The 12,248-nt window shown below is 69.4% G+C and carries 14 protein-coding genes; 11 read left to right on the top strand and 3 right to left on the bottom strand.

Features of this window, described 5'->3' with window-relative positions; genetic code table 11:
• Nucleotides 1-32 precede the first annotated feature (32 nt).
• From OG214_RS02625 to OG214_RS02610, 4 genes are all read left to right on the top strand, one after another.
• Nucleotides 33-1,196 (top strand): hypothetical protein, encoded by a 1,164-nt coding sequence (locus tag OG214_RS02625; RefSeq protein ID WP_405983618.1) that lies wholly within the window; start codon nt 33-35, stop codon nt 1,194-1,196.
• A gap of 131 nt (nt 1,197-1,327) precedes the next feature.
• Nucleotides 1,328-1,708: a VOC family protein gene (locus OG214_RS02620; RefSeq protein ID WP_405983617.1), complete on the top strand. Its 381-nt coding sequence runs from the start codon at nt 1,328-1,330 to the stop codon at nt 1,706-1,708.
• A 212-nt stretch (nt 1,709-1,920) separates the two neighbouring features.
• Nucleotides 1,921-2,454: a hypothetical protein gene (locus OG214_RS02615; RefSeq protein WP_363082167.1), complete on the top strand. Its 534-nt coding sequence runs from the start codon at nt 1,921-1,923 to the stop codon at nt 2,452-2,454.
• A complete protein-coding gene (locus OG214_RS02610) occupies nt 2,451-2,966 on the top strand; it encodes a DUF302 domain-containing protein (RefSeq protein ID WP_405983616.1) in 516 nt (171 codons plus the stop codon). Before OG214_RS02615 ends, OG214_RS02610 begins: the two co-directional genes overlap by 4 nt.
• 41 nt (nt 2,967-3,007) lie before the next feature.
• Here OG214_RS02610 and OG214_RS02605 read toward each other — a convergent pair whose 3' ends face one another.
• On the bottom strand, nt 3,008-3,679 hold the full coding sequence (locus OG214_RS02605) for a CGNR zinc finger domain-containing protein (RefSeq protein WP_405983615.1): 672 nt from the start codon (nt 3,677-3,679) through the stop codon (nt 3,008-3,010).
• 155 nt (nt 3,680-3,834) lie between these two features.
• On the opposite strand from OG214_RS02605, the gene OG214_RS02600 reads away from it, so the two are divergent.
• The 7 genes from OG214_RS02600 (at nt 3,835) to OG214_RS02570 (ending at nt 10,290) form a co-directional block, all read left to right on the top strand.
• Nucleotides 3,835-4,695 (top strand): ketose-bisphosphate aldolase, encoded by an 861-nt coding sequence (locus tag OG214_RS02600; protein ID WP_405983614.1) that lies wholly within the window; start codon nt 3,835-3,837, stop codon nt 4,693-4,695.
• A 4-nt stretch (nt 4,696-4,699) separates the two neighbouring features.
• Nucleotides 4,700-5,527 (top strand): HAD-IA family hydrolase, encoded by an 828-nt coding sequence (locus OG214_RS02595; RefSeq protein ID WP_405983613.1) that lies wholly within the window; start codon nt 4,700-4,702, stop codon nt 5,525-5,527.
• A 28-nt stretch (nt 5,528-5,555) separates the two neighbouring features.
• Entirely contained in the window at nt 5,556-6,296 is a 741-nt protein-coding gene (gene dhaL, locus OG214_RS02590; protein WP_405983612.1) for a dihydroxyacetone kinase subunit DhaL, read from the top strand.
• 147 nt (nt 6,297-6,443) lie between these two features.
• Nucleotides 6,444-7,439, top strand: a complete 996-nt coding sequence (gene dhaK, locus OG214_RS02585) for a dihydroxyacetone kinase subunit DhaK (RefSeq protein ID WP_363083020.1) — start codon at nt 6,444-6,446, stop codon at nt 7,437-7,439.
• Between the two features lie 207 nt (nt 7,440-7,646).
• Complete coding sequence (locus OG214_RS02580) at nt 7,647-9,056, top strand: cytochrome (protein ID WP_405983611.1); 1,410 nt, start codon at nt 7,647-7,649, stop codon at nt 9,054-9,056.
• Nucleotides 9,057-9,092: 36 nt separating this feature from the next.
• Nucleotides 9,093-9,680: a Pycsar system effector family protein gene (locus tag OG214_RS02575; RefSeq protein ID WP_405983610.1), complete on the top strand. Its 588-nt coding sequence runs from the start codon at nt 9,093-9,095 to the stop codon at nt 9,678-9,680.
• Nucleotides 9,681-9,774: 94 nt separating this feature from the next.
• Nucleotides 9,775-10,290, top strand: coding sequence for a sigma-70 family RNA polymerase sigma factor (locus OG214_RS02570; protein WP_363083017.1), 516 nt, complete (start codon nt 9,775-9,777; stop codon nt 10,288-10,290).
• A gap of 137 nt (nt 10,291-10,427) precedes the next feature.
• Here the strand turns inward: OG214_RS02570 and OG214_RS02565 are convergent, their stop codons facing one another.
• Both OG214_RS02565 and OG214_RS02560 read right to left on the bottom strand, forming a co-directional pair.
• On the bottom strand, nt 10,428-11,429 hold the full coding sequence (locus OG214_RS02565; protein ID WP_405983609.1) for a hypothetical protein: 1,002 nt from the start codon (nt 11,427-11,429) through the stop codon (nt 10,428-10,430).
• A gap of 52 nt (nt 11,430-11,481) precedes the next feature.
• Nucleotides 11,482-12,144 (bottom strand): Crp/Fnr family transcriptional regulator, encoded by a 663-nt coding sequence (locus OG214_RS02560; protein WP_405983608.1) that lies wholly within the window; start codon nt 12,142-12,144, stop codon nt 11,482-11,484.
• Nucleotides 12,145-12,248 lie beyond the last annotated feature (104 nt).

Genomic DNA, 12,248 nt, shown 5'->3' with positions numbered 1-12,248 from the left:
CCGCGCACCTTCGCCGCCTCTGGAGGCATGTCATGCCGACCCTCGCCGCTTCCGAGGTCGAACGCACGCTCCTCCGGGCCAACCGGCAGATCCGGGCAGGGCGGACGCCCCATCCCCCGGACACCGACTGGACCGTGCGCAAGGGCACCGTGTGGCTGCGACGACCCTCGGCGGTCGTGGACTTCTACCAGTTCTGGTTCCGCACCCGAGGCTGCACCTTCGACCGGGGCGGACAGTGCAGTATGTGCAACTACGGTGTGGGCCCGGAGATCGACCCCGACGCGGTTCACCGTTCCGTCGCCGCCCGCATCGCGTCCGTGCCGGAGGGCTCACTGATCTATCTCTCACCCTCGGGCAGCCTGTTCGACGAGCGCGAGGTGCCGGCCGGCCTCCGCCGGAACCTGCTGCGGAGCGTCGCGCGCCGCAGACCGGTCGGCTTCACCTTCGAGACCCGCCCGGAGTTCTGTTCCCCGCGCCTGCTCGACGAGGTGCAGAGTTTTCTGCCCGGTGCCGCCGTCGCCTGTCATCTCGGTGTGGAGTCCTGGGATCCCGACAAGCGCCGCCGCTGCCATCTCAAGCGCACCCCCACCGCGTGTTACGAGACGGCCGCCCGCGAACTGCGGGCCCGCCGTATCGCCCCCATCGCCAACATCACCCTCGGCGGGCTCGGCCTGTCCCCGGCCGAGGCGTACGAGGACACGCTCGCCACGATCCGCGGTACCCGCGCGGCGCGCTTCGCCATCCAGATGCTCTTCCCGCTGAGCGCGAAGCAGGGCAGTCTGCTGGGCTGGGCGCACGAACAGGGCCTGTGGGAACCGCCGTCCCTGTGGCTGCTGATCCGGGCGCTGCGAACGGCCACCGTCGAGGCGTACGCGGCCGACGAGGCCGGCGATCTCAGTCTGTCCTGGTACAACCCGCAGGTCGGCGAGGTCGTGACCGCCCGGCCGGACAGCTGCCCGGTATGCCGCCCCATGCTGATCGACACCTTGAAGGCGTTCGCCCTGACACCGTCCGCCGACTCCCTCGGCGAGGCCGCCCGTTGGGACCGCTGCGGCTGCCGGTCTCGGGCCGAGCGGGATCTGACGGAGGATCAGGACGGTTATCAGGAGCGGCTGGAAGCGATCGCGGCCCGTTGGACCGAGACGACCGGACAGCCGCCCCGCTTCACCGGAGATACGGGGACGGCACGCGGGTAGGCGTCCCGGTGTGAGTGACCACGGATACGGACGGGAGCGCCGGCGGCGGCCCACCCGGCTTCACCCGTTGCTCCACCCGTCGCTTCACTCGTTCGCCGAGAGGACCCTGCCGTACCCCGGAGGCGGTTGTGATGACACTGGAGAACATGATCGACCACATCACCCTCCAGGTGAGCGATGTCCGTGCCAGCCGTGCCTTCTACGAACGCCTGCTGGCCCCGTGCGGCACCCAGGTCGTCGCGGAGGACGGCGACACCGTAGGACTCGGCCGCGGCGACAAGGCGGACATCTGGATCATCCCCGCCGAGGGCCGTACCGACCGGGAACTCCATGTCGCCTTCGGCGCCGACAGCCGCGAGCATGTGGACCAGGTGCACCGGACCGCGGTCGAGATGGGCGTCGCCGTACTCGGTGAACCGGCCCTCCTCCCGCAGTACGAACCCGGCTACTACGCCTGCTACGTCCGCGACCCGGACGGCCACAACATCGAGGTCGTGGCCCGCGCCACCTGACATCCCGCCCTGAGCGCAGAGGGTGCCGCCGGGTGGGTAAGCCGCCGAGTGGGTAATGGGTAAAGGTGCTACGCTTGTTTCTATCTGTTGTGCCGACGCTTGAGACCACGTGGTGAGACGACGTGGCAGTGGTCCGGCACGCACACCCTCCACGGAGGGCCCGAACCGTCGGCTCGAAGAGGCGTACTCCGACCACGGGAAGGAATTCCCTCATGGACGCCCTGCTGTCCAAGGTGCTCGACGCCCATGGCGGCCTCGACCGCTGGAACGACGTCGCCACGCATCTCTCCAGGAAATCCTTCACCGGCTTTCTCCGCGCCACCCCCTGGGACCGGCTCCACCTGGGCTATTTCCTCGGCTACGCGCTCTGGAACTACCTCACCAGTCCCTTCCTGTTCACCCGCCCCGGTGTCGAGGCCCGCGAGATCGAGCCCTGGCACGAGGCAGGTCAGGAATGGCGGCGGCTGCGCGTCCGCTTCCCCGATACCGTCACCACGCACAACCCTGAGCAGGTGTTCTACTACGACACCGACTTCATGCAGCGACGCATGGATTACGTCACCGAGATTCTCGGCGGCACCCTCGTCGCGCACTACTCCGGCCGTCCGAAGACCTACGGCGGGTTCGTCTTCCCCACCTGGCGACGCGTCTTCCGCCGCAACCAGGACGGAACGTCCAATCTCAATCTGCCCTCGATCACCATCGACATCGATGACATCACCATCAACCGAGGTGGCTCATCATGACAACGTTCGACAACCACTCCGTCGAGCATCTGACACGCAGACTCGATGTCGCTCTGCCCCTGCCCTACGAAAGGGCCGTTCAGCGCTACGAGGAGCTCGTTCCGCCCGTGGACAGGGCCCGGTTCGGCCAGCTCGCCGACTGGGACGCCGTGCGCGCCTTCGCGGAGATCAACGCCCCGCACGGCTTCATGATCTACTGGAGCATCGACATCACGGCGATCATGGCCGGATCGCCCTCGGGCTGGAAGTGCACCGAGTATCTGATGGGTAACCACGTCATCGCCGAGCGCATGTTCCGGCACGACCCCTCGGCGGTGCTCCACGCCCCCCTGCGCACGGTCATCTACGCGGACGCGGAGGGCACCACCCGCCTCGCGGTGGACCAGCCGAGCACCCTGTTCGACAGCTACGGCAACCCCGCGATCGCGGAGGTGGGGGAGGAGCTCGACCAGCTCCTCGCGGACCTGCTGTCCCTCATGGGCACTTCACCACCGAAGGAACTCGTCCCCTGAGGGGAAGGAACTCGTTCCCCTGAGGACCTGGAACTGAGGATCTAGAGCGCGGTCTTCCGCTGACGGGCGCGGAAGGCCCGTACATTGGCCGGGTTGCCGCACTTGGCGGTGTTGTGCCAGACCCCGCTGTTGTTCTTGGAACGGTCGTAGAAGCCGAGACGGCACTCCGGATGGCGGCACAGTTTGAGCCGGCGGAGATCATCGCGGCCCGTCGCGAGAAGACACTCGATCGCGACGGCGGCCGTCAGCCATGAGACACCCGTCCCGGTGGGCACGAGAACGGCACGGGTGGCGGACACCGAGACCGTCGCACCTGCGGTGATGGTGGTCCCCGTGAGCCCCTCCGCACCCCCGGCACGGGCGTCGAGGACATGGCGCAGATCGTCCCGCAGGGCACGCAGCCGTGACAGATCCGTCCCGGTGAGCACGATCCGTGGATCGGCGAGCTCGTGCCGGCGGCACCAGTCGGGAATCAGCACGTCCAGCCATGCCTGTGCCCGCTCCCGGTCGTGCAGCAGATCGACCGCCGGCTTCACGGTCCGGCCGACCGTATTGGCCAGCTCCTGACTCAGCCGCAGCTCTTCGGGCGCCAGTGACGTACTGAACCGGCCGCTCGCGGGGAACACGGCTTCACCGGCAAGACCGGAGACCGTCATCACGGAACTCCCCTCATCGACGAAAGCGGCGACCTGACGGAAACAATCGTAGTCCATACAGTCATTACAGGTGGGTGTCCGGACCGGCCGCGGCGGTGGTCCCGGCCGACTGGCGGTGCTCGGCCGACTGGCGTGGAATGTATCTGGAGCGTCCGGTCCCCGCGCCAGAAGGGCCGGGCCCCCATTGGGCGAGCCCGATCCCAGGAGTCCATGTGTCTGTCGTGCCGCTGACCGACATCCTGTCCGACGCCTTCAAAGAGCGTTACGGCGTGCCGGCCATCAATGTCTTCAACGACCTCACGATGGAGGCGGTTCTCGCGGCGGCCGTGGAGAAATCCTCGCCCCTGATCGTGCAGACGTCCGTCAAGACGGTCAAATCGATCGGCAGCGATGTGCTCTACGCCATGTGGACGTCCATGACGGCGGGTATCGAGGTGCCCGTCAGTCTGCATCTGGATCACTGTCCGGAACGTGCGGTCATCACCGAGTGTCTGCGGCAGGGCTGGAATTCCGTGCTGTTCGACGCCTCCCAGCTGCCGGTGGAGGAGAACATGCGGCAGACGGTCGAGGTCGTCGCCGAGGCCCGTGCGCACGGCGCTCATGTGGAGGGCGAGATCGAGTCCATCACGGGGGTCGAGGACGGGGTGGGCACCGACAGGGCGGCCGCCCAGCAGGATCTGGACGTGGCGCTGGAATTCCTTGAGACGACCCATGTGGATGTTTTCGCGCCCGCCATCGGAAACGCTCACGGTACATACAAACGCGCGCCGGTACTCGATTTCCAGCGGGTCTCCGACATCGTCGCCGCGCATCCTCTGCCGATCGCGCTCCACGGCGGCAGCGGTCTGTCCGAAGAGCAATTCCGAGATCTTATCTCCCGGGGATGCGCGAAGGTCAATATCTCGACCGCGCTCAAGGAAACATTCATGAAGTCGAGTCTCGCCTTTCTCGAATCGGCGGCGGAGAAACAGAAATGGGATCCGCCCTCCCTGTTCCGTTCCGTCCGCCAGGACGTCATCGGAATGGCCGGCTCGCTCATGACGCTCTTCGGCAGCGCCGGACGGGCCGGGTGACGCCGTGCCCGCCCTTGTCTTCGACTGCGACGGAGTCCTCGCCGACACCGAGCGCTACGGGCACCTGCCGGCGTTCAACCGGACCTTCGAGGAGTTCGGCCTGCCCGTGCGCTGGAGCGATCGCGAGTACGCGGAGAAGGTGAAGGTCGGCGGGGGCAAGGAACGTATGAGGACGCTCCTCACCCCCGAGTTCATCGCGGCGGCCGGGCTGCCCAGCGACCCCGACGCGCTCGACGAGCAGATCGCGAGATGGCACCGGCGCAAGACCGAGGTGTACACCGGGATCATCGGCAGCGGCTCCATTCCGCCCCGGCCCGGCGTACGGCGGATCGCCGCCGAGGCCGACGCCGCCGGATGGACCCTGGCCGTCGCCTCCACCTCGGCGGAGCCGGCCGTACGGAGCGTCCTGGAACTCGCCGCCGGGCCCGAACTCGCCTCGCGCTTCTCCGTGTTCGCCGGGGACGTCGTCCCGCGTAAGAAGCCGGCCCCGGACATCTATCGGTACGCGGTGGACCGGCTCGGGCTCGGCCCCACGGGCACCGTGGTGATCGAGGACAGCCGGAACGGGCTGCTGTCGGCGCGGGACGCGGGCCTCGGGTGCGTGGTCACCCCCAGCGCCTACACGGGCGAGGAGGATTTCACCGGCGCTCTGCTGGTCGTGTCGTCCCTGGGCGACCCCGCGCCGGAGGAGAGCACCGGGAGAACCGGGAGCACCGGGAACGCCGGGAGCACCACCGAGGTGCTGAGCGACCCTCTCGGTGCGGATCCGCGCCCCTTCGTCCGGCTCGCCGATCTCGAATTCCTGCTCTCCGCTGCCCCCGGCGCGAAGTGACGCAGGCCAGTGAGGAGTCAGGAGAGACATGTCATCGACAACAGACAACGGCAGTGACCGCAGCAGTGGGCGCCGTCCTGACCGCGGCAGTGGCAGTGGCGGTGTCCGTGGGAGCGGTGACGGCGACAGCGATCTGGAGTTCGTCGTCCGGGTCATCGCGCGGACCGCGGTGGACAACGAACGCGAATTCGGCGAACTCGACGCCGTCGTGGGCGACGGCGACTTCGGATACTCGCTCGCGCGGGGCTTCGAGATCGTGCTCGCGGACTGGGACACCTTCGACCGCGCCGCTCCGTCGGCGTTTCTGAAGAAGGTGGCCCTGGTGATCTCCAAACGGGTGGGCGGCACGTCGGGGCCGCTGTGGGGTACGGCGTTCCTCCGGGCCGCCGGGGCCGTCAACGACCGGTCCTGGTCCGAGCTGGGCGGCGCGGACGCGGTCGCCATGCTGCGCGCCGCCGCCGAGGGCATCAAGGTACGGGGCAGATCCGATCTCGGCGACAAGACGCTGCTGGACGCGCTGATCCCGATGACCGACGCGCTGGAGAAGGAGACGCGGCCCGGCCGTGGCCCGGCCGCCGACCCCGCCGAGCTGGCGCGGGTCGCGGCGACGGCGGCCCGTGTCGCGGCCGACGCCACCACTCCGATGCTGGCGAGACGCGGCCGGCCGAGCTACACGGGGGAGCGCAGCATCGGCTCGCCCGACGCGGGAGCCGTGGCCATCGCCGTCATCGCGGAGCGCGTCGCCGACGAATGGGCCCGGCGCATCTGACCTCCGGTCCGACCCGGCCCGCACCGGTCGGCGCCGATCCCCGTCACCTCGTATCCCTGCTCCCTGCTCGCTACTACCTGTCCCTGTCCCTACCCCGTGTCCCTGTCCGTGTCCCTGCCTCAGCGTCGAGTCCCAGGAGCGACCCTCATGAAGAAGTTCGTCAACGACCCGAAGAACTATGTGCCCGAGATGCTCCAGGGGCTGGCCCTGGCCAACCCCGACAGCCTCCGGTACGTCCCCGAATACAACCTGATCATGCGCGCCGACGCACCGCGCGCGGACAAGGTCTCCATCGTCCAGGGATCGGGATCCGGTCATGAGCCGGCCCATGTCATGACCGTGGGCAGGGGAATGCTCGATGCCGCGTGTCCCGGGGACGTCTTCTCCGCGCCGCCCGCCGACTATGTGTACGAGACGGTCAAGCTGGTCGCGTCCCCGAAGGGCGTGCTGCTGCTGGTCAACAACTACACGGGCGACCGTATGGCCTTCGAGATGGCCGAAGAGCTCGCCGAGGCCGACGGAGTCACCGTCCGTACCCTGTACATCGACGACGACGTGTCCGTGCAGGACTCCACCTACACGGTCGGCCGGCGTGGGGTGGCGGGCAACTTCTTCGTGATGAAGGCGGTCGGCGCGGCGGCGGAACGTGGAGCGGACCTCGACGAGGTGCACCGGATCGGCGTGAAGGTCAACTCCGTCACCCGCACCATGGGGATGGCGCTGACCGCGTGCACCCCGCCGGCCAAGGGGTCCCCGCTGTTCGATCTGCCCGAGGACGAGGTCGAGATGGGCGTGGGGATCCATGGCGAGCCTGGGCGGCGGCGCGAGAAGCTCCAGCCCGCCGACGCCATGGTGCGTGAGCTCGTCACCGCTGTCGTCGACGATCTCCCCTACACCTCCGGTGACGCTGTCGCCCTGATGGTCAACGGTCTGGGCGGCACCCCCATCGGCGAGCTCTATCTGGTGTACGGGCTGGCGCACCGGCAGCTCACGGAGCGCGGCATCGAGATCCGCCGCAGTTACGTGGGTGAGTACTGCACCTCGCTCGACATGGCCGGAGCCTCCGTCACCCTGGTCCGTCTCGACGACGAGATCTCCGATCTGCTCGCGGCCCCCGCCGAGATCCCGATGCGCTTCGCGTGAACGACGCCCGCCCGAGATTTGTTGTCCAAGCCTTGACGTTGCCGGTCTTGGAAATGTGTCCGCTCCCTAGCAGTGTGTAACGCGACTGGGCGGCCCAGGGCGATCACACCACGTCAGGTCGGTGTCCTCCTTGCTGACGGCCGCTCAGTTAGCCGTGCCGCCGGTCGACTTGTGGTGCGGTGAGCCGCGCTGTAGGAAGAGACCGACGTGGAACGAGTCAGCGGGGGATACACCCCGGACGTCACTTTGGAGTCGCTGCCGACCGAGCCGCTGCTCGGGCGTGAGTACCAGGACCGCCCGGAGGCCGTGCACGAGCGTCTGCGCAGCCGGTACGGCGCGGTCGCTCCGGTGGATCTGCTGGGTGTGCCCGTGTGGCTGGTGCTGGGATATCCGGAAGCCCTGCACGTACTCCAGAACGACGCCATGTGGCCCAAGGGCATACAGCACTGGCGGGCCCGTAACGAAGGCCGCGTCCCGGACGACTGGCCGGTCGCTCCCGCGCTGGTGGCCGAGAACATGATGGCGCGCGGCGGCCCCGACCACGCCGAATACCGGGCCGCTTGGGACGCGGCGCTGAAGCCCTTCCAGGACCCGGGCCATCCGCAGACCCGCAGGCTCAAGGACAACATCCGCCGGACCGCGAAGGACCTCGTCGGCCTGCTCGCGCAGGGCGGCAGGTCGGGTATGGCCGATCTGGCCGCGCAGTTCTCCCGGCCGCTGCCCCTGATGGTCGCCGGCGAGCTGCTGGGCGCCCCCGGCTCCCTCGATGACGAAGCCCTCATGGACATCTGGCGGATCCTTGACGCCGGACCGGCCTCGGCCCAGGCCTCCGAGCGGGTCCTCACCGCCATGGGCAGGCTCGGCGAGGAGAAACGGCGCCGGCCGGGCGAGGACTTCCCCTCCTACATGCTGGCCGCACGGCCGAATCTGACGGCCTCGGAACTGGCCCATGAACTCATCATGCTCATGGGGATGATCGCGGACCACGGAGGCATCCTCATCGCGAACGCCGTCGTCGAGATCATCACCGGCGACGGCCGCGCACGCGCCAGTCTCTCGGCGGGCATGATCCGTGAGGCCGTGAACCATGTCGCGCTGCGGAAACCGCCGTTGTCCAACTTCGTACCGCGATTCCCGGTGACCGATCAGCGGCTGGGCGAGTACATCATCAGGGCGGGCGAACCGGTGTGGATCGCCACGGCGGCCACGCACACGGACGTACGCTTCGCGACCGGTACGTCGGCTCACCGGGCGACCGGCACCCGGGCCCATCTCTCCTGGGGCGCGGGTCCACGGCAGTGCCCGGCCCGTGAACTCGCGACCACCATCACCACTCTGGCCCTTGAGTGTCTGTTCGAGCACTTCGAGCATCTCGAACTGGCGGTGCCGGTGGACCGGCTCCCCTGGCGTTCCTCGCCCTTCGTACGGGGTCTGCTCTCCCTGCCCATCAGATACCAGCTCGACGCGGGCTTCGAGATACCCGCCGCCCCTGTCCCCGACCGGCGGGCGGCGGAGAAGCGGGCGGCGGACGAGGAGCGGCAGCCCGCCCCGGCCACCACACTGCGTCAGTTCCTCACCAGCCTGGTCACCGGAACGATAGACCCGAACTCCTTCTGAGCCCGTGATCCGGTGCCGGAAAGGCAGAATTGCCCTATGGCCGACTCATGGTTGTTCAGGGTGCTCGCCGCCGTACGCCGGCCCGTGGGACTCCCCGCGCCGGTGCCGCCTCCACCGGAGGAGGCCGCCCTGGAGTACGCCTCCGTCCTGCTCGCCGAAGCCCGTTCCGAGGTCGACCGGGCCGACAACAAGGCACAGATCCTGCTGGCCGGCGCCGGGATCGGGGGCGGGGCGCTGGCCGGCGGGCTGCTGGCCAGGTCCTGGTCGCCGCTGGAGCTGGTCGCGTCCGTGCAGTGGCTGTGGTGGGCGGGGCTGGCCGCGGGCGCGGGCGGGATCGGTCTTCTCGGCACTGTGGTCTATCCCCGCAGATCGCGGCGCGGTGCCACCGGCGGCTCGACGGTGGAGTACTTCGGCGATGCCGCAGGCTTCGGCACCGACGCCGAACTGGGCGCCGCGATAGACCGGTCGGCCGCCGCCCGACTGAAACTGACGGTCAGTCAGCTGCGTCAGGTGAGTCTGATCGTGTCCGTGAAGTACCGAGCCGTGGCGGGCGCGATGTGGCTGCTCGTCGCCGCTCTCGCCTGCTGCGGCGGGGCCGTTGTGCTGGACCGGCTCGTCCGGTGAGAAGTCCGTCCCCCGATGGCATCTTCTGATGTGGTGATGCCGGCCGCCGGTGCCTACGGTCCACTCCTCGGAACTGAGACTGAGGAGCACGGACATGTACGGACCGGAGAACATGGCCGGAACCGCCGACACCACCGAACCGCTCACCCCCGGTGCGCGGGGCGACGACCGTACGGCCTTCACCGAACTGGCCGGCCGTCACCGGGCCCGGCTCCTGGGCCTGTGCCGGCTCATCACCTGCGACGAGGAGGCCGCCCGCGCCGCCGCCACGGCCGCGCTGCGTGACGCCTGGAAGGAGTTCGCCGACGGGGGGACGGGCGGGACGGCCCCTTCCTCGGCGAGCGCCCTGTTCGACCGCTGTGCCGTGATCCACTCGCTGGCGCTCGCCCCACGTACTCCGGATCGGGAAGGGGGAGCGGACAACGGTTCCTTCGAGTCGGCCTTACGCCGGCTTCCGCCGGGACAGCGGGCCATGCTGGCGCTGAGCGACTTCGCCGGGCTCTCCTACGACGAGATCGCGGACACCATGGACGAACCACCCGCCCGGGTACGGCTGGAGGTCGGGAAGGCGCGCAGGAATCTGCTCCGGCCGGTCCCGACCGTGCGGTGAGGGCGGGTACCGTCCCCGGCCGGGACGGTACCCACTCCCTTCCCCCCTCGGGAGACCCCCGGCTCCCGATCCCCCGGCTCCCGCCGCCCGGGACCCCGTGACCCGCGACCCCCCGGCCCCAGGGGCTTCCGCGAGCGTCAGGTCTCGTCCGGCGACTCGTCGTCGAAGTCCTCCTCGTCCTCCTCCCCGTACTCCTCCGTCTCCGCCGAAGAACCGGCGTCCGTCCCCGCCCCCGTCCCCGTCTGACCGGAGACATGGTCGCCCGGGGCGTCGTGGCCGTCGCCGTGGTGCCCGTGGTGTCTGTCCCCGGCCCGGCCGTCGTGCTCCTTGGACTCGCTCCCGCCTCCGTGCTGTCCGGTGCCGTCGCCGGGGTGCTCCTGCTTCAGCTCATGGATGAGATAGCCGGCTTCGAGCGTCCGTACCGCCGTGTTCAGCGGTGAGCCCGGCGCCTTGCGGGGACGCCCGTCTCCGGCGGCGGGCTGTTTGCCCGTACCCTTGACGCCCGAAGGCCCCCCGTAGCCCTCGACCGTCCGCGGCTCCGGGACGGCGGGAGCCCGGTCGGGGACGGGGGCGTCGATCCACGCCCGTTCGCTGAACCCCTTGTCCTCCAGCGTGACCAGTACCTCGCGGAACGCGGACGGGTCCAGGCCCGGATACCGCTGCTGTACGACCTGCTTGTACGTGTGGTCCGTGACAGCGGTGACCAGGTCGCGGTCCTTCGCCTCGCGCAGAGCGGCCTTCAGCGGACCCGAGTTGAGGAACCGGCAGACCTCGATCACCGCCCCGCTGGCGAAACCGGTCCGCGCCACATGCACCGTCCCCTCACCGAGCGAGGCCCGGAGCCGGATCCTGCCCGTGGGACCGCGGTCCCGGTTGTCCACCTCCAGACCGTCGCGCAGACCGGTCAGCAACCGGGGCAGCACCCAAGCCTGGTCGATACCGGGCTCCAGGATCAGCAGGACTCCGTCCCCGCTGTCCTGCCGCGCGAAGTACTCGGTCCCCGCGTTGGTGAAGGCGTGCCGGACTATCCGGTCCAGCCGCTCCTGCTCACGCATCTGCTCCAGGTTCAGCCGCCTGCTGTACCCCTCGATGTCCACGGCGAACACGACCCGGGTGATACCGGGAGACACCAGCGCCATCGTCACTCCTGTCCGGCGGCCGGAGGGGCCGGACGACGCCGCCTCCCCGGGTTCAGTCCCGCATGGCACGTTCCAGTTCCGTACTGTTCACGATCATGATGCGGCGATAGCCGGTGTCGACCGCGCCACCGCGTCTGAGCCCGGTCAGCGCACGGTGCAGCGCGGGCTCCGAGGCGCCGACGAGCCCGGCCAGGGCCGACTGGGGCAGCGGCATGTCCACCAGCACCCCGCCGGGGACCGGACGGCCGAACTTCTCGGCGAGTTCGATCAGCACCCGCGCCGTCCTGGCCACGACCCGACTGCCCGAATGCACCCGTGAGCGGTTGGCGTCGCGCAGCTTGGCCGTGACATAGCGGCTGACGGTCAGCCAGTCCCCGGGATGCCTGCCGAGCAGGGCCAGGAACTCGTCGCCGGACAGCCGGCGCGCGGTGGTCGCCAGCACCGCTGTCACCGTGGCCGAACGCGGTTTCCCGTCCAGCGCGGCCAGTTCGCCCACCAGATCGCCCGCGACCCGGATGGCCAGCAGGGATTCGCGTCCTCCGGGACTGACCCCCACCACCTTGGCGCAGCCGTCGAGCAGGATGAGCACATGCCGGTCCTCGTCCCCCTCGCGCATCAGCGTCCGGCCCGCCGGATACACCACGAGCGTCCCCGACCGCCCGAGTTCCGCCATGCCTTCGGAGGACAGATCCGCGAGTAAGGTACTCCGCGTCATCACACGCCCATTGTGGCCGAGTTCCGCCACAACAGGGTGCCGTCCCACCGGATCGGAGCGGCGCGCGGACCCGCGCGTGGACCGGCGTACGAGCCGATCTACGC

The sequence above is a fragment of the Streptomyces sp. NBC_00872 genome, assembly GCF_045161915.1.
In the GTDB taxonomy this organism is placed as follows: domain Bacteria; phylum Actinomycetota; class Actinomycetes; order Streptomycetales; family Streptomycetaceae; genus Streptomyces.
This window is presented reverse-complemented; position numbering and strand designations above follow the sequence as displayed.